The sequence below is a fragment of the Microcoleus sp. S13C4 genome, from assembly GCF_036700865.1.
Lineage (GTDB): Bacteria > Cyanobacteriota > Cyanobacteriia > Cyanobacteriales > Microcoleaceae > Microcoleus.
The window spans coordinates 25,607-43,531 of record NZ_JAUBPS010000054.1 but is presented as its reverse complement, the minus strand read 5'-3'; the positions used below and the strand labels follow the sequence as shown (position 1 = coordinate 43,531).

General features: G+C 43.2%; 15 protein-coding genes. 8 read left to right on the top strand and 7 right to left on the bottom strand.

The window, feature by feature from the left end; genetic code table 11:
• Positions 1-353: 353 nt before the first annotated feature.
• Positions 354-1,766: a hypothetical protein gene (locus QT996_RS20730; protein WP_333048638.1), complete on the bottom strand. Its 1,413-nt coding sequence runs from the start codon at positions 1,764-1,766 to the stop codon at positions 354-356.
• Positions 1,767-2,092: 326 nt separating this feature from the next.
• On the opposite strand from QT996_RS20730, the gene iscB reads away from it, so the two are divergent.
• A complete protein-coding gene (gene iscB / locus QT996_RS20725; protein WP_333048637.1) occupies positions 2,093-3,364 on the top strand; it encodes an RNA-guided endonuclease IscB in 1,272 nt (423 codons plus the stop codon).
• 72 nt (positions 3,365-3,436) lie between these two features.
• Positions 3,437-4,462 carry a hypothetical protein gene (locus QT996_RS20720; RefSeq protein ID WP_333048636.1) on the top strand — a complete coding sequence of 342 codons (1,026 nt, stop codon included), beginning with the start codon at positions 3,437-3,439 and terminating at the stop codon, positions 4,460-4,462.
• A gap of 174 nt (positions 4,463-4,636) precedes the next feature.
• On the opposite strand, the gene QT996_RS20715 is transcribed toward QT996_RS20720, so the two are convergent.
• Entirely contained in the window at positions 4,637-4,960 is a 324-nt protein-coding gene (locus QT996_RS20715) for a TMEM14 family protein (RefSeq protein ID WP_333048635.1), read from the bottom strand.
• Between the two features lie 126 nt (positions 4,961-5,086).
• Here QT996_RS20715 and QT996_RS20710 point away from each other — a divergent pair, with 126 nt between their 5' ends.
• The 4 genes from QT996_RS20710 (at position 5,087) to QT996_RS20695 (ending at position 9,105) form a co-directional block, all read left to right on the top strand.
• Positions 5,087-6,391 carry an ATP-binding protein gene (locus QT996_RS20710; RefSeq protein ID WP_333048634.1) on the top strand — a complete coding sequence of 435 codons (1,305 nt, stop codon included), beginning with the start codon at positions 5,087-5,089 and terminating at the stop codon, positions 6,389-6,391.
• Positions 6,392-6,760: 369 nt separating this feature from the next.
• On the top strand, positions 6,761-7,207 hold the full coding sequence (locus tag QT996_RS20705; RefSeq protein ID WP_333048640.1) for a tellurite resistance TerB family protein: 447 nt from the start codon (positions 6,761-6,763) through the stop codon (positions 7,205-7,207).
• A 294-nt stretch (positions 7,208-7,501) separates the two neighbouring features.
• Positions 7,502-7,915, top strand: coding sequence for a thioesterase family protein (locus QT996_RS20700; RefSeq protein ID WP_333048633.1), 414 nt, complete (start codon positions 7,502-7,504; stop codon positions 7,913-7,915).
• 218 nt (positions 7,916-8,133) lie between these two features.
• Positions 8,134-9,105, top strand: coding sequence for a putative 2-dehydropantoate 2-reductase (locus tag QT996_RS20695; RefSeq protein ID WP_333048632.1), 972 nt, complete (start codon positions 8,134-8,136; stop codon positions 9,103-9,105).
• A 161-nt stretch (positions 9,106-9,266) separates the two neighbouring features.
• Here the strand turns inward: QT996_RS20695 and QT996_RS20690 are convergent, their stop codons facing one another.
• The 4 genes from QT996_RS20690 to menA all read right to left on the bottom strand — a co-directional run bounded on the left by QT996_RS20690 (position 9,267) and on the right by menA (position 13,719).
• Positions 9,267-10,685 (bottom strand): 2-succinylbenzoate--CoA ligase, encoded by a 1,419-nt coding sequence (locus QT996_RS20690; protein ID WP_333048631.1) that lies wholly within the window; start codon positions 10,683-10,685, stop codon positions 9,267-9,269.
• A 76-nt stretch (positions 10,686-10,761) separates the two neighbouring features.
• Positions 10,762-11,877 (bottom strand): o-succinylbenzoate synthase, encoded by a 1,116-nt coding sequence (locus QT996_RS20685; protein ID WP_333048630.1) that lies wholly within the window; start codon positions 11,875-11,877, stop codon positions 10,762-10,764.
• 11 nt (positions 11,878-11,888) lie between these two features.
• Positions 11,889-12,689 (bottom strand): 2-succinyl-6-hydroxy-2,4-cyclohexadiene-1-carboxylate synthase, encoded by an 801-nt coding sequence (gene menH, locus QT996_RS20680; RefSeq protein ID WP_333048629.1) that lies wholly within the window; start codon positions 12,687-12,689, stop codon positions 11,889-11,891.
• A gap of 133 nt (positions 12,690-12,822) precedes the next feature.
• Entirely contained in the window at positions 12,823-13,719 is an 897-nt protein-coding gene (gene menA, locus QT996_RS20675; RefSeq protein ID WP_333048628.1) for a 2-carboxy-1,4-naphthoquinone phytyltransferase, read from the bottom strand.
• A gap of 427 nt (positions 13,720-14,146) precedes the next feature.
• Here menA and QT996_RS20670 point away from each other — a divergent pair, with 427 nt between their 5' ends.
• Complete coding sequence (locus tag QT996_RS20670) at positions 14,147-15,580, top strand: isochorismate synthase (protein ID WP_333048627.1); 1,434 nt, start codon at positions 14,147-14,149, stop codon at positions 15,578-15,580.
• A 52-nt stretch (positions 15,581-15,632) separates the two neighbouring features.
• On the opposite strand, the gene QT996_RS20665 is transcribed toward QT996_RS20670, so the two are convergent.
• Positions 15,633-15,932, bottom strand: coding sequence for an antibiotic biosynthesis monooxygenase (locus tag QT996_RS20665; protein WP_333048626.1), 300 nt, complete (start codon positions 15,930-15,932; stop codon positions 15,633-15,635).
• 73 nt (positions 15,933-16,005) lie between these two features.
• Between QT996_RS20665 and menD the strand changes: the two genes are divergently transcribed.
• On the top strand, positions 16,006-17,910 hold the full coding sequence (gene menD, locus QT996_RS20660; protein ID WP_333048625.1) for a 2-succinyl-5-enolpyruvyl-6-hydroxy-3-cyclohexene-1-carboxylic-acid synthase: 1,905 nt from the start codon (positions 16,006-16,008) through the stop codon (positions 17,908-17,910).
• Positions 17,911-17,925: the final 15 nt, after the last annotated feature.

Genomic DNA, 17,925 nt, shown 5'->3' with positions numbered 1-17,925 from the left:
TTTTAGCTGGCATTTTTGTAGAGATTGACTAAACTCATTTTTTATTATACCCTATTTAAAGGTACAACAGCTTATTAGACAGGCTCTCTGCATATAATGTCAATATATTTACCTGCCTCTAGTCCTGAATTCAATCCGAGTGAAAAATTGTGGAAACATCCCAAAAAAGACATAAAGTGAGAAAATTATTCGAGTTTAGATAAACTTAAAGAACAGGTAGATATAATTATCAAATCTCTCACGAATGAAGAAGTTTTATCTCTCTGTGGTTGGGACTAGATCCTTGAAGCTATATTAAGTGCAGATTCATAGTGAATTGGTATGAGGAAGTGGTGTAATTGGTCATTGGTCATTTAATTGCTGTAATTCAACTCGTTTTTTAAGGTTTGGGGAAAGTGCCAATAAGGCGTTTCTAATTCGTCCTCAGTTGGATAACTTTCAGTTGAGTCCTCTCGGATTTGAAAAAAGTAGTAGAGGTTAGCCACAGTTAAATCGGATATTTCTTGCCAATTCGAGGCAGCTAAAGCTGGATAGCCAGTAGCGATCGCCTGCTGGCTGACATAAAATTCGTATCTCCGCCGGATTTCCGGCGACACAGCGAAGGTTAGCTGGTCGCGCAAGGATAGAAAGTGAGACTTTTGCTTTAAACTTTCATAAAGTGAAGGTTCCGCCGCTAATACCGCGAATGTAGTGTACACGCTGCTTTTTAAACTCTCGCCGGTGAGTTTATCTAAACTAGCTAACTGGTGCTGCTCTTTTGGAGACAAAGTTTGCATCCAATCAACCTCATTTTGCCAAAATTCTATTACACTTAAATCATGACCGAGAATCCTAGCAACTTCAGGAAATAAAAAATCTAGTTCGGCTTCGGATTGACATCCTTTAACAACAGTTAGAATATTTTGACGAATTTTTGATTGGAGTTCCAGCAGGCGATCGCTCACCATATCGTAGGCGCGCTGCAAGTGAAACGTGACGCCGATCGCCTGCTCGATCGCCCAAACACATTCCATTTGCCTGAGTTGTCCGGCAGAACACACTCCCTCCAACAAACTTGGATTGTCATAAATTTTTAAAGCCTCAAACAGCATATCTCGCCCGCTATTAATTTCGGAATTCCGAAGTTTAATATCGGGCACTGTTAGGGCTGACTGACAGCGTTTAATAGCTTTAGAAAAAATATCGTAACCGTTAACCAGTTTCTGGCGGTGCATTTCAAAACTAGAGTCGTGAGCCACCTTAAAAATCTGCTGGATCACCTCTACTCCCCTATCTTTGAGGATGTGTCTGAGATCGATAAACCCGTCTTTAATTTTTAGCTTCTGGTGCTTTGCCTCTTCTCGGATTTTTAATACTTGGTTGAGGTTTACTGCGGACAAAACTGTGCTCGACACAGCGCCCATACCCATGACAGCAGCAGTCGCTTGCATCACTGCCAAATTAATTTTCAGACAGTTAAGCATTCTGTATATTTTTTGAAACCCCTGATGAGTTTGAGCAACCTGCAACGGCGCCACTGTCACGTATACGGGAGCTACCAGCGGCTGTACGGGGCCACCTCCGGCTAACTGTGCGAGCAATCCTATAACTCCGCGATCGGATAGAGTTCCACTTGTTGATTGATAAAAGATTTTTGCGAGTTCCACAAACTCCCCTGTCACCGGATCTCTAGCAGCAGGGAGCAATTGTCCTGTTTTGGCAGCAGGCTGTACTAGGTTGCCACTATTGAGTCGCGCCTGAGTTGCAGGAGTGAATATATAATCCATGTTGTGACTCAGTTTCCATTCAAAAAGGCAGATGTTCTGTATTGTATGCTGTTTAGGGAAACGAGGGATGAAAGGAAGTCAACTACCCACCACTAATCGGAGTACCGATATAGTGGGCGCTTGAAAAAGCCGAGTTGACCAGTCAAGCGTGTTAAATCACTACGTTTAAGGTAAGCGTTAAAGTACCTACCAGAGAATGCGTTGCTAGTTCTTTGCTCTAGAACTTAAAAGTTAAACAGGTGTAAGGGTTAAGCCAGTGCTTTTAAGATAGTTACCGACCTTAAACATTGACGAAGCTAACATTACCCCGAAAGGGAGGACTTAAAATGTCTAACTTTGTTTTTGTACTAGATACCCAAAAACGACTGCTCAATCCAATCCACCCAGGAATGGCCCGTAAATTGCTAACTAATGGCAAAGCTGCTGTTTTTAAAAGGTACCCATTCACACTAATTCTCAAGGTAGAGGTAACAGCAACCCAAAAACCAATCACTCTCAAAATAGACCCAGGCTCTAAAACCACTGGGTTCGCATTACTGCAAGGAGAAAAAGTAATCTTTGGTGCAGAACTAACTCACCGAGGTCAAGCTATTAAAGCCAACCTTGAATCTCGTCGTTCATTACGTAGAGGAAGGAGAAATCGCCATACTCGCTATCGTCCAGCTAGATTCCTAAATAGAATTCGCCTTAAAGGTTGGCTAGCACCAAGTTTGCAACATCGCGTTGAAACAACTCTAACATGGGTGACTAAATTGATGAAACTTGCCCCCATTGTTTCTATTGTTCAAGAACTTGTGCGGTTTGACTTACAACAATTACAAAGCCCGGAAATTTCGGGAGTTGAGTACCAACAAGGCGTTTTGTGTGGCTACGAAGTTCGGGAATATTTGCTCAACAAGTGGGAGAGAAAGTGTGCTTACTGTGGTGTTACAAATACACCATTACAAGTCGAACATATTCATCCTAAAGCTAAGGGTGGTTCTAATCGCATTTCTAATCTTTGCCTTGCTTGTGGAAAGTGCAATATCAACAAAGGAACTCAAAATATTGAGCAATTCCTGTCTAAAAAGCCCGAGGTCTTGAAACGGGTTTTATCTCAAGCAAAGCGTCCTTTGAAAGACGCGACAGCAGTCAATTTAACTCGTTGGGCATTATTCAATCGGCTTAGTATGACTGGTTTGCCTGTTTCTACTGGCAGTGGCGGCTTAACAAAGTTCAATCGCACTCGATTAAATCTAGCTAAAACTCACTGGCTAGATGCAGCTTGTGTAGGGAAAGTTGAATCGTTGGAAATTTTAACAAGCAAACCGTTGTTAATTAAAGCTACTGGACATGGGACACGTCAAATATGTCGTACCGATAAGTTTGGATTTCCATATCGCTATGTTCCCCGACTTAAGTTTATTAAAGGTTTTCAAACTGGAGATATTGTCAAAGCAATCGTTACTTCTGGTAAAAAAGTTGGTAAATACGTTGGGCGTGTTGCCGTTAGAACAAGTGGTTCGTTTAATATTTCCGCATCAGAATTGGTGTCGGGGGTTAGCCACAAATATTGTTCAATTATTCACAGAAAGGATGGTTATTCTTATGCAGCATAAACCTTGCCCCCCTTTTCCTCTCACCACTGACCTGAGTACAGGTTCAGTGGGGGTCTCCAAGGGGGAAGACAGATGAATGAGTATCTCAAGGCATTCCAGGCTATTAGCCAGTTTAGCGATCGATTGTTGGCAGACGAATATCAATCCGTGGAGATTAAACAGTCAGCTACCCAACTCAGTTTAGATGTGGAACCTTGTATTGACGAAATTAAGCAATCTGCCATCAGACTCAAGGGGTTACTTCAGGTATGTTTTAAAGATGTATCTCAGGCTGAGGATGTCTGGAATAGCAAGCCGAGAATTGCTGGAGCATCTCCTGTTGATGTCTGGGAGCAAATTGGCGAACTAAGCGGATGCGATGTGAGAATTCGCAGTTTAGGAAAACAGGGCAAATATGATGCTGTTGCTAAAGTTCGCAAATCTTGGAGCGACAAGGCGACCAAGTTAAAAAATCAGTGGTTTTTGTGGGATAAAAACCCTCAAGTCTTTCAAAGAGATACTATCTCTTTTTTTGAAAAAGATAATTTGCACAAAGAGTTGCGGAATGAAGTTGATGCCCAAGCCGAGCGAGTGATTTTCATTATGGACAATGAACTAAGTTTAATTTTTCAAGAGTTACAATCTATTGATATAGAAAAAATTGAACTTTGTATTGAATGCTTCGACCTAAACAGTCAATCTAAATTTAGAGATCGACTACAATCAATAGGCAGCGAGATTGTATCGAAGTTTACGGAGCCAGTGAAATATTTGCCGGATTCTTATATGAAGAGTTTTAAAGAAACGCTGAAAGAACCTGTAGAAACTCTGGTTCATAAAAGCAATATGGGAATCAGTTTGGTCGATTTTGAAGATTGCTGTAAAGTGATTGGCTTAATCCTGGACAAGGTGATTTTGGCAATTTTTGAGGAGCGCATGAAACTGGCTATTCAAACAGTTGAAAAAGCGATTAAATTCTACAATAATTTTTTAGAGAAGCAGGGGCGGTATCAGAAAGAGACGCCGGAACAGCGAGCGGCGGAAAAAGATTGGATCGAATGCCAGCGGCAGCAACTCAGGGAAGTTCAGCAGTATATTGATGCAGTCATCAATCATTAGTGGTTAGTCATTAGTCATTAGTCATTAGTCATTAGTCATTAGTCATTAGTTATTGGTCACTGGTTATTGGTTATTGGTCACTGGTTATTGGTTATTAGAACGAACAACTAACAATTAACAAATAACCACTGACCACTAAAAACAGTCAACAGTCAACAGTCAACAGTCAACAGATTATTGATATTGACCGCTGATTTCGTAAACGATCGCGCCCAAAGACGCTAAGCTAGCTAAAATTAGCATTCCTGCCGGCATGAATTTTTTAGTTTTAACCAGGCGCACAATAAAGACTATTACTAAAACAGCGGAGATGGCTGCTGCTAATGTTAAACCCCAACTTTGTCCCATAAGCTGGGCGGTGCCGGCAAAAATTAGGAGGGAACCGCTAATCAGGCCCGAAATGAGCGAGGCTTGGCTTTTGGCCTTGATATAACCCATGATGCCGCCAACCAGTGTTAAAATGCCGTAGCCGATCGCCGCTGCTGTCCCTATATTCATTTTTAATCCTCCCGATTTCACTCTTTGCATCTAAATTTATACAGCGCGGCCTGCAATTAGTGTCACGAATTGTTAGAAAATTTATTAAAGCCAGTCAGGATATGTAACTGTTATACAATTGCCATTATGTCAGCCCTAACTTCTGGTGCGATCGCCCAAATCCGTTACCTCCAGCGCCAAGCAGCATCCCTGCTGCTGTATCAATCAGTTCTCAAAAGCCCCGCAGGTCAAGCTTTTCTCGATTTGCTGCAAGCCCTTCACCACAGCGAAGTCAGCGGTTTGGAATGTCAGGTAGCTTACGGGAACTGGTTCAAAGTTCAGGCTGCTAAAAATTTAAGCTGGAAAGATTTTCTGATTTCCGAAATTCTCAAAGACGAAAACCCCTTTTCACGCCGAGCACAGCAAACAGATTTTGCAAGTTTGCCCCCCGCGTTGGTGGAGGCCGCCCGACATGATTTAGAAGTGCTGCAAAATATTTACGAATGCAGCAGCGAACAGTTGAGCAAGTGGGTGCGGGTAGCGGGTCAACTTGACGCAGTGCCTCCGATTTGGCATTCAGAAACTGTAGCAGAACAGGGAGATTTGCCCCTGCACGGGAAACTAGAAAAATGGTCGAGTGCGGCGGAATCTTTGGCAGTTTATTACCGACAGTTTGGCACGGGTTTGTTTGCCGAATATCGGGCTTTTGCGTGGCGGGGAGGGCAGTTGGCAAATATTTCGCATCCCGATCGCATAACTTTAAAAGAGTTGGTTTGCTGCGATTGGCAACGGGATGCCCTGGTGAAAAATACGGAGTTTTTGTTGGCAGGTTATCGGGCTTTGCACGTTTTGCTGTACGGCAGCCGCGGTTCGGGCAAGTCTTCTTTGGTTAAGTCGCTGTTAAATGAATTTGGCTCTCGCAATCTGCGCTTGATTGAAGTATCTAAATCGGATTTGCAAGATTTGCCACTAATTGTCGAGCAGTTGCGGGGAGTTCCTCAAAAGTTTATTATTTTTGTGGATGACCTTTCCTTTGAGGAAGATGACGATGCTTTTAAAGCTCTGAAAGTTGTTTTGGAAGGAAATGTCACTGCTCGCTCTCAAAATGTGGTAGTTTACGCAACATCTAACCGCAGGCATTTAATTCGAGAGTTTTTTGACGACAGGCCTCGCCCCCGCGATGGAGACGAAGTTCACGCTTGGGATACTGTGCAGGAAAAACTTTCATTTAGTGATCGGTTTGGGTTGACTTTAACTTTTGAACCGGCCGATCAAAACACTTATTTAACAATTGTCCGACATCTGGCAGAACTTGCTGGAATCAAACTCGCTGCTGAGGATTTGGAACACCGCGCTAAAGAATGGGCAACTCGTCGCAATGGGCGATCGGGCAGGACTGCGCGGCAGTTTGTGGATTTCCTGAAAGCAGATTTAGCCCTGTTTGACAAGTAAATGGTCTGCGCTGGGAGGGCGGGTTTTAACTGAGATGTTACATCATTTTCAATAAGTTTTTTATGAACAGGCTTTCCGGCCTGTTCCACAAAGAGTGAATTTTATTGTGGAACAGGCCGGAAAGCCTGTTGCTTACAATGGTGCAAGATGCCTGTTTTAGCCGATATATGGGAAGGCTATTCAGGATATGAATCAACCCGCCCTTACAGCACCCAAGGGCGAAAGAAAAATTCTTAAGTTTTTCATAATTTTATTGATAACAACTAACTAACAAAATTTGATATAATTGTCGAAATCTCCCAAGAAAATTCCCGAGCCAGAGAAGATCCTGACTCCATGAATCGACTACTAAATAATGAGGAAAATATCATGGGTTTATTTGATAAAGTATCGCAGACTCGTAAAGAAACGGACGTAACGTTAGGGCCGGCCGAAGCATTTGCGGCGATCGCGTTAATTGCCGTAGCAGCCGACGGTTACATCAATGACAGCGAAAGTAAAGCGATTAGCATGACGCTATCTAGGATGCAACTGTTCCGCAGCTATCCGGATGACGTGATGAGAAAAATGCTCGATCGCCTGCTGATGATTCTGCAACGGCAAGGAGTTGAGGTACTGTTTAATGCTGCTTTGGCAACGCTTCCTGACGAACTTAAAGAAACCGTTTTTGCTGTGACAACGGATATGGCTTTAGCCGATGGCGAGGTTTCAGAAGAAGAAGAACAACTTTTGAACGATCTTTACAGTGCATTGGGGCTTTCCGAAGATATTGCCCTCAAGATTATAGACGTGATGTTGATTAAAAACAAAGGTTAAGAAAGAAGGGGAAGCAGTGACGAAGGCAATTTTTACAATATTAGGACTTAGGCAACTGGCATATTAAACAAAGGTATGTAGTTACACTTGGGCGCTCTTTCCTAAGCTAAGAGCTAGTCTATCGCCACTACATACCTAAAATTCAACCCCTATTTGTGAGAGTTTGCCTTAGTCCTAAATATACAAAATTAGCGCCTACTTACTTAGCTGATAACTTCTCCAAAAGTGCGGGTTTACCGATATGATGGTTAGTGAAATTGCCATCCAGATTGCGATCGCCAGCTACTACCTTAAATGCCTTTCACTTACAGCCGTACTGTTCGCTTTCAAGATACCGATGCTGCTGGAGTCGTTTACTTTGCTAACGTTTTGGCAATGTGCCACGAAGCTTACGAGACCTCTCTAGCAGCATCGGGAATCAATCTCAAAGCATTTTTCAGCAATCCCGAGGTTGCTTTTCCCATAATTCATGCTAGTGTAGATTTTTATCGCCCAATGTTTGCGGGCGATATGCTGACGATTCAATTGACGCCCAAACAAGTTGCTGGCGATGAATTTGAAATTGTCTATCAAGTATTTTCTGGCGAAGCTACAGGAAGAAGCGCTGCTAAAGCTCTTACTAAGCACGTTTGCATCGATGCCGTTAGCCGAACTCGAAAACAGCTATCGGAAGACTTGATAGAGTGGATGATAAAATTTGAGAGTTGAGAGTTGTGATTAGCTCTATCTTTAAATAATAACAGGGTATGACAGTCAGTCGATTTTAGATTTTAGATGTTAGATTTACTTGCAGCATTGAATCTGGGAGTTTCAACTTTTGTCGAAAATTTGGGGCTGATGGCGACTTAAGTACGTGGCACGGTATCCGTTTTTGAGCGGAGTCTAATTTCTTTTAGGTTGAGAATTTTTTCGGAATTTTTGATAGTATGTCAAATCGCAATTATGCCATTGTAGGCACGGGAGCTTTAGGCGGATTCTACGGTGCTAGACTGCAACAAGCAGGTTTAGAAGTTAATTTTTTGCTACGCAGCGATTACGATCGAGTAAAAAAACACGGTTTGATTGTCGAGTCTCCCGAAGGCGACTTCACCCTCCCCCACGTCCGCGCCTACCACGACGCGCACAAAATGCCTCAGTGCGACGTAGTAATTCTAGCGCTGAAAACAACTCAAAATCACTTGTTGCCCAAAATTTTGCCTGCTTTATTAAAGGATAACGGTGCGGTTTTAGTATTGCAAAACGGATTGAATACCGAACCGGAAGTCGCTAAAATTGTCGGTGCAGAACGAGTGGTTGGCGGGCTGTGTTTTCTCTGTTCTTATAAAGTTGGGCCCGGTCACATCTGCCACCTAGATTACGGTACGATCACGCTGGGCGAATATGCCCAAGACTACAAGCCTATCGGTATTACTGATAGATTGAACCAAATTGCTAAGGATTTTAAACGTGCTCATATTCCTATTAAAATGAGCGAAGATTTGCTATTGTCAAGGTGGAAAAAGCTGGTTTGGAATATTCCTTATAACGGACTGTCTGTAGTGTTGGATGCGAGAACTGACGAACTGATGGCTAATCCCGATACTCTGATTTTAGTTAAGGAAATCATGGGGGAAGTGGTAGCGGGAGCCAAAAGTTGCGATCGCATTATTCCCCATGACTTTATCCCACATATGCTCGAATACACTGAGAAAATGAAGCCTTACCGCACGAGCATGAAAATCGATTATGATGAATCGCGCCCCCTGGAAGTTGAGGCGATTTTTGGTAATCCGATACGGGTGGCGCAGCAAGCAGGTATTAAGTTGCCCCAAATAGAGGTACTTTACCGAATGTTGAAGTTTGTGGACTTTCAAAGACAAGAAGCAGAGAGGACCAGAAGGCTGTTAGGTTTGTCGTAATTAGTCAGTTGACTGTTGGCTGTTGACTGTTGACTGTTGACTGTTGTCTGTTGACTGTTGACTGTTGACTGTTGACTGTTGTCTGTTGGCTGTTGACTGTTGTCAGGAGTCTGAAATAAGCATGAGAAATTCTGCCTTCTGCATGGATTGCGGTCTAATAATTATTGATATTCGATCGCAATCTTTTGCAATTGTTCTCGATTAACTTTGCCTTGAGAATTGCGTGGCAATTTTTCGACGATTACCCAATATTTCGGCCGCTTAAACTTGCTCAACTTATCTTCTATTGCCGCTTGCAGATTTTTGACAGTAACTTCGGAATTCGCGGGAACGTAGATAGCCGTAACGACTTGACCCCAATCTTTGTCTGGCAAGCCAATTACAGCAATATCCGCAACTAAATTAGTCGATCGCACAACGGCTTCGACTTCCGCCGGAAATACATTTTCTCCGCCTGTGATAATTTTGTCGCTGCTGCGTCCGACGATATTTAAGTAGTTATTTTTATCAAAAAATCCCAAATCGTCTAATGGGAAATATTCGCGATCGCCAAAATTTTCAGGATAATAACCCAACGCCAAAGATTTAGCACTTACCACAATATTTCCTATTTGATTATCGCACAAAATCGCGCCATTAGCACTGCGAATAGTTATTTGAGCGTGCGGTAAAGTTTGACCAGAACTGTTATTGCCAGCGAGAAAATCTTCGGGTTTTAGTGTAGCAATTTGCGAGGCGGTTTCGGTCATGCCGTAACTTGGCGCTAATTTGACTTGATAGTTTCTAGCTGTTTCTAAAAGTTCCGGCCAAGCGGGAGCACCACCCAAAAGTACGGCCCGAAACCGTCCCAGCCAATTAGCTGTATCTGGGTTTTGCAGCAGTCGTTGCAGTTGAGTTGGAACTAAAGAAATGAAAAATTCTTCTGGCTTGATGTCGCATATTTTACCCTTTTCTAATTCTTTAAAGGGCTGAACAGCCAGTTTTCCTCCGGTAGTAAAAGAACGCATGAATTGCATTAAACCGCTGACATGATATAAGGGCAAAACGCAAAATGAGTTGATTTGGTCAACTTGAAAATATTGTTGAAAACCTTGCACTGAGGCGGTTAGTGTGTCCCAAGTGTGGATGGCAAAACGGATTTTGCCTGAAGAACCGCCGGTGGGAATCATGATTGTATCAAAACCGCTTTTACCGGGCGAATGGAATTCGCGGCTATACAAAGGAAGTCCGCCTTCGCGGACTGGGATATGGGGAGTGGTGGGAAGCGGGCATTGTCCCCAAATTAAGTCGGGTTGGACTAAATCAAAGACTTGTTGCCATTCTTGTTTTACCCAGTTGGGATTGCAGAGAAAAATCGGGCATTTGGCGGCGCGGGCGGCGGTGAAACTGGCAAGAAATTGCAGGGGTTCTGGTTCGGCGAGGCAAATTTTTGGGGGTGTTTCTCGTGCGGGACTTTGGGTTATTTCTTGAAATAGCCGATCGACAATTCGGGCAAATTCACGACTGTCACAACCGATAAGCCAATTATCGGGCAAGCCAGACGCGATATCCAGGATATTTACTGTGAGATTTGTTGCCATAGATGCTTTCACCAAGTTTTTCGATTCAAAACAATTACCTAACCCGCTTGATTTAGTCGTGGGATTAATCTAAAATCTAAAATCTAAAATCTAAAATCGAATCATTGTCATCGAACCAGCAATCAGTGCCGAAGCCGAGTGCTCTTTTATTTAAAGACAATTGTGTTGCTAAATTTAATGCTGCTTGTCGGCCGATTTTGGTTTCAAATACTGATGAGAAAACAGCGTCTATATTGTGAGTTTGACAAAATTTTCGCAGTTGGGATGGGGAACCAGCAATCGCAGGTTTAATGACGAAAATGCCCCGCCAGCCTTGGCTGTAGCACTCTTGGATGCGATCGAGGTTGGCGGCAGATTCGTCTAGGGCGATCGGAGTTGCATAAATAGCATTCAATTCTACCATTTCCTGAAACTGTGTTACGGGCAGCGGCTGTTCCAAAAATTCAATGTCTGCGGAAAAGTCGGGAGTTGCTTTTACCTTGTCGCAAGCTTCCAGCCATGTTTTAGCCTGCGAGTAACTGAGTCCCCCGTTGGGATCTAAGCGCAAAAATGCTTTTTCGCGATCGCACAAATTGTGCATTGCTTTGATTAGCTGCTGAAAAATTTTTAATTCTTGTTCAATTGCAGCAACACCAATTTTCCATTTAAACGTCCGATATCCCTCTAACCAAAGCATTTGTAAAGCCGACAAAGCTGTTTCTCCTGCTGGCAATAAACCGCTGAACCGATTTTTTTCTTCCTCATTCCCAGCCTCTATCCATTGGTGACTGCTTAAGACTGAACCCGCAATCAATGTCGATTTTAGGGGAAGTCTAGATCCCCCTAAATCCCCCTTAATAAGGGGGAGGTTGAGAATATTTCTTGTCCCCCCCTTATTAAGGGGGGTTAGGGGGGATCTAGAGGTTGATAGTGCTGACTCAAAGCCAAATTGACAAGCCGGCAATTCAGCAGAAATAGCAAAAATCCTCTCTGATGAAATATTACCTGGCAACTGGTGACAAAAATCTAAAGCTTGCTCAAAACTTTCGGAACCAAACCAACTCAAAGGGGAAATTTCTCCCCAACCAATTCGACCATTTTCGCCCACAAGTCGCAGGATAATTCCTTCGCGAATATCCCAAATGCCGTGACTTGTTTGCAGGGGACGCTTAAATTTTCGCTGATAAGTGCGAAACTCGAATTGATAAAGCATGGGTTTTTTACTTAATCATAAAATTGTCTCACAACTGCCACAAACTTATCAATATTTTCAAAATGGATATTGTGGCCAGCTTTTGGTACAATTTCCAGACGGGCGGCTGGACACAAGCTGGCTATTTCGGTATTTATAGTTGTAAATTTATCATCGTATTCTCCAGCTAGCAAAAGGAGAGGGATTTGATTTGGTGCCAGTTTTTCCCAGAGAGAGGGCTGGTTGCCGGTTCCCATGTTGCGGAGAGATTTGGCTAATTCTAAGGGATTATTGGCTAAACGGGTTTCTAGGAGTTGGTGGAAGTTGGGAGAATTTTTTAAAGATTTGAATAAAGGGCGATCGTACCAGTTGAATAAAAAATCTTTAATCTTGCTATTTTCCAGCTTTTGTGCTAGCTGTAAATCGGCTTGGATGCGGTGCGATCGCTCTTTTTCTGTTTTCAATCCTGGCGAAGCTGACTCTACCACTACTTTCTCGAATCTTTCTGGAAAATGTAATGTCATGTAAAGTGCCAATCGCCCGCCCATTGAATATCCCAACAACAAACATTTGTGTATTTGTAAATCATCCAATAACTCGATTAATGCTTGGGCAGTATTTGACATATTGTAGCAACTTTCATCGCCCTTGACTTGGGTTTTTCCGTGGCCGGGAAGGTCAACTGCTAAGCAGCAATAAATGTTAGAAAGTAAGGGAATGACCCTGCTAAAGTCTTGACTGCTGCCCGTGAATCCATGCAAAAATAAAAGTGTCGGCTGATTCTTCTTGCCAGTTAAGGAATAGTGAAAGTTATAATTATTAAATTTGTCCATATACAATTATACGATTCGATGTGAGGTACGGCTTGCTAGATTAAAGAAGATTTTGAGAAGTCGCCCAACTCCACCAACTCTCTCAACTTAGCAAACCCTACCTCCATTTTACCGGAATTCTCGATCGCCCGATCTACAAAACAAACCCCAACGCCAGCAGCAATCCGCTCGAAAAATGCAGCGTAACTGCGATAAACTTAGAGTTGCTGACCTTTCCCGGTTGGTCGTGATAGTCTGTGACATGGCGGCAAAGGTCGATCGCAAATGGCAAACTTCCAAAAATCAACAGCGTCAAAATTGGGAACATTCCCAAAGCCACAAATAGCACAGTCAAAGCATAAACGCTGCCGCATAACCACTGCAACAACTGAGCACCTTTTTTCGTACCGAGTCGAACAATTGGGGATTTTTTACCCGCCGCCAAATCGTCCTCAACTTGGTGAAAATGGGAACAAAATAAAATGATACTCGTTGTAATTCCCACGATTGCCGAAGCCGCTAAATTAGTGGCAGACCAAGTTTGAGTTTGACTGTAATAAGCAGCGGCGAAGGCTAGCGGCCCAAATGTGAAAAAGCAGATGATTTCGCCCAAACCTTGATAGCCAAGACGAAACGGAGGCCCTTGATAAGTGTAGCCGAGAGCACAGCATAAAACTACTAGCCAAATTACTGTTGGGTCTTTTTGCCACCAGCTTATGGCGCAGATTCCCGACACTCCAACTGCTAAAAACAGATTCGCTAGCCCGAAAATTAAAGTTTTATTTCCGGTTAAGTTAACTAGAGAATGCGCTTTGTTTTTATCGATGCCTGTTTCTGAGTCAAATACATCATTGCTGAGATTCAGCCATGCTATAATCAAAATGGCTGACATTAAAAATGTCGAAAAAATTGACGAATTAATCGTTTGAGTTTCGGCAAAAGCAATTGCAGTTCCTACGGAAATAGGAATCACCGCAACGCTGTACATGGGCGGCTTGATTGCCGCCAGCCACAATTTACTATTTGGACGTTCAATTAACTTTGTTGTCATTACACAAACTTGATGCAATTGATAGCAGCGTAGTAATTTTACAATTTTATTGGTGAAGAAACTCTACTCTGTATCTGGTTGAGTGCGCGGGGGGCATCCGTTGAGAGGCTTTGCGGGCGATCGCGCGCCCGGTAATGCCCGTCTGCAAACCTCTGCGGGGTCGATCGCATGAGAGTCGAGATTGAGTCGCTCAATCTTAAAGTTTTATGTCTAAATGTTTCGATTGATCGCGCGTGGGCGTTAGCGAAGCGATCCGAAGGAAAGCCCTGGAAGAGGATCGTCTGTTTTTTGCCCGCCGCTGAGCCCAAACTTTCCGGGAAACTCGAAAGGTCATGTTTTGCGATCGCCCTCCCGTGCTTAGATCGAAATAGGGGTTCTAGCGGGACAAAACCGCACTCTTTCTGACAAATCTGCTATTCTCGCTTTCATGACAGTAATACCGCACCGCGCTAATCTTTTACAAGACCGCAATCAACTGCATCAGTTTCTGTTAGATTGCCAGCAGTCTTTAACCGAAAAAGATCAAACCAAGATAGTTAGTATTTCTCAGGAGATTGCCCCCGTCGATCCGCTAGTTGTACTTCAAGAGATTTCCGAACCTTGCCAGCGGCACTTTTACTTTGAAAAAAGAGACCCGATTTCAGGCAATAGTTTTGCGATCGCCGCCCTAGATTCGGCCATCCATCTAACAGTAGCCGGAAGCGATCGATTTACCCTCGCTCAAAATTTTATTCAATCTTGTCTTGCCCGAACAATTACCATCGGTACAGAACGCTTGCCCTTCAGCGGGCCGCACTTTTTTTGTAGCTTTGCTTTTTTTGATGAAAATGTCACCACCAATTCTTACTTTCCCCCTGGCACAGTATTTTTACCAAAATGGCAGATTACTCGCCTGAAAGATAGCTGCACAATTGTTGCCAATGCCATCATAAACCGAGATTTAAATGTTAAGATTATTACTGATAATATTTGGCAGAATTTTGATAAAATTTCGGGTTCCCATTACAAAAAAATTATTTCTATTAGAAACACTTCCATATTTTTAAAACAAATTCCTGTGAATGATGCCACTCACTTTAAAACATCCGTCAAGTCAGCTTTAGAATTGATCCACTCTCAATATTTCAGTAAAATTGTTTTATCCCAAGCAATAAAGGTCATTTCCAAAACCCCTTTTAGTTTAATAGATTCATTAAATAACTTGCGCCTTACTTATCCCGGTTGCTACGTATTTTCCACCAGTAACGGCAAAGGTCAAAATTTTATCGGTGCCAGTCCAGAACGCTTAATCAGCATTCACAAAAATGAGTTAGTAACAGATGCTTTAGCAGGTTCAGCACCGAGGGGAAAAACAGAAGTAGAAGATGCGAACTTAGGCAAAGGTTTACTCAACAGCGAAAAGGATATTCGAGAACATCGAGTTGTAATTGATTTTATAGTAGATCGCCTGTCGAGTCTCGGTATCAATCCAGACTTTTCCCCGGTTCCCAGGCTGCTGCAACTGTCAAACATTCAGCATTTGTGGACACCCATCAGGGCTAGAATTCCCCGTGATATTCATTTATTAAAGATTTTATCTCAACTGCATCCAACGCCAGCGGTGGCGGGCGTACCGAGAGATATTGCCCTACAGCAAATACGCGGCTGCGAAAGCTGCGATCGCTCTCTGTATGCAGCACCCCTCGGCTGGATCGATCGCAGCGGCAACGGCGAATTTGCCGTGGGCATTCGCTCGGCTTTAATCGATGGCGATCGGGCTATACTTTATGCTGGTGCTGGTATTGTGGCGGGTTCGGAACCAGAAAAAGAACTAGCAGAAATTCAACTGAAATTGCAGGCACTTTTAAATGCTTTAGTTTAATTCAGCTAATTTGCAGAATCTAGAGTGGTCTGGCTAATTGATTGAGTCTGTGTTAATGTTTAATTTTCACTTCCTCAAAATGTTCTACTATGGGAAAAGGCTCGTAAAAATGGTGAAGCATTCTTTTCCACTCTTGATATTGAGCGGAATTCCTAAATCTAATTGTATGAGCTTCTAAATTTTCCCATCTAACCAATAATAGATATTTTCCTTGAACTTCTGTGCAGCGATGAAGTTCGTGAGATAAATATCCATCTATAGACGATATCAGACTGGAGGCTTCTCTAAAAGCTATCTCAAAATCACCCTCACAGCCAGATTTGACATTCAGCACAACCGCCTCAAGAATCATAAAAATGTATCCTGACAATTATTTGGGTATAATATCGTAGCACAATACAGAGTTGAGCTACTCAGGTTTAGCAATGCCAATAGATTTTCGCAACACAAATACCGTCTGGGCTTCCGTATTAGCAGAAACTTTGCAGCGGTTGGGATTAACTACAGCCGTGATTTGTCCCGGTTCGCGATCGGCACCATTAACAATCGCTTTTGCGCTGAACAACCAAATAGAAACTATTCCCATACTCGACGAACGTTCAGCCAGCTTTTTTGCATTAGGAATGGCCCAAAAATCCGGTTTACCTGCCGCACTAATTTGCACATCAGGAACCGCCGCTGCCAACTTTTATCCTGCGATAATAGAAGCCAGAGAAAGTCGAATTCCACTGCTAATATTCACTGCCGATCGACCTCCCGAACTGCGGGACTGTCACGCCGGACAAGCGATCGACCAAGTTAAAATATACGGCAATTATCCCAACTGGCAAGCCGAATTAGCGATACCTTCTGCGTCCAGAGGAATGCTAGACTATCTGCGGCAGACGATCGTGTATGCTTGGGAGCGATCGCAATTTCCAACACCAGGCCCCGTCCACCTCAACATCCCGTTTCGCGACCCACTTATACCCGTTCCAGACATAGCCGTAGAAGCTTTAGAAACAGAATTTAATCCCGAAGATTTCTTTGCAGGATTAGAACCAATTTTTGCCGGAAAAAGCTCTACCCCCCCCAGCCCCCCCTTATTAAGGGGGGGAGAAGAAAGTACAATGCAACAATGGCAAAAGTGCAGCAGAGGGATTATTATTGCAGGCGTTGCACAGCCTCAATTTCCCGAAAAATACTGTAGTGCGATCGGCCAAATTTCCAAATCATTAAACTGGCCAGTTTTAGCAGAAGGACTATCCCCAGTCAGAAACTACGCCCAACTAAACCCCCATCTAATTTCCACCTATGATTTAATCCTGCGAAACCGCGAACTAGCAGATAAATTAACCCCAGAAATCGCCATTCAAATCGGAGACTTACCCACAAGCAAAGAACTGCGAAACTGGCTAGACAAAACCCAACCAAAACGCTACATAATCGACCCCAGCCACCACAACTTCGATCCGCTACATGGCAAAACAATTCACCTGCGAACCTCCGTAGAAAATCTCGCAACTATATTAACTCAATTCCCCCCCCTTCTTAAGGAGGAGTCCCCTCAAGTCCCCCCCCTTATTAAGGGGGGGTTAGGGGGGGATCGAGTCACTACTACCACTAATATCCCCCCTCAAGTCCCCCCCCTTAATAAGGGGGGGTTAGGGGGGGTTCTAACCTCGGCATCAAACAAATACCTCCAACTTTGGCACAACACCGAAATCCAAGTCAGACAAACAATAGACCAAAAAATATCAGCAATTAACAACATAATCGAACCCAAAGTTTCCTGGCTGCTTTCCCAAATTTTGCCACCTGGAACACCGATCTTTATTGCCAACAGTATGCCCGTCCGAGATGTAGAGTTTTTCTGGAAGCCGAACAACTTAGAAATAAAACCGTTTTTCAATCGCGGCGCTAACGGCATAGACGGCACATTATCAACAGCGTTGGGAGTTGCTCACCGCAATCAAAGCAGCATCATACTAACAGGCGATTTAACACTGTTGCACGATACAAACGGTTTTTTAATTAAAAATAAATTTTTCGGTCATTTGACAATCATATTAATTAATAACAACGGTGGCGGAATTTTTGAAATGTTGCCCGTTGCCAAATTTGACCCGCCCTTTGAAGAGTTTTTTGCCACGCCGCAGCATATCAACTTTGCTCAGTTGTGTGCAACTTACGGCGTGGAACACGAGGTAATTGAGGATTGGGAACAGTTCAAACAAAAATTAAGTTTGCTGCCAAATAGCGGGATTCGCGTCTTAGAATTGCAAACAGACAGGCGCGCCGATGCTAAATGGCGGCAAGATAATCTAAGTAAATTTGCCAAAGATTTGTAAATTTGTAGGTTGAGC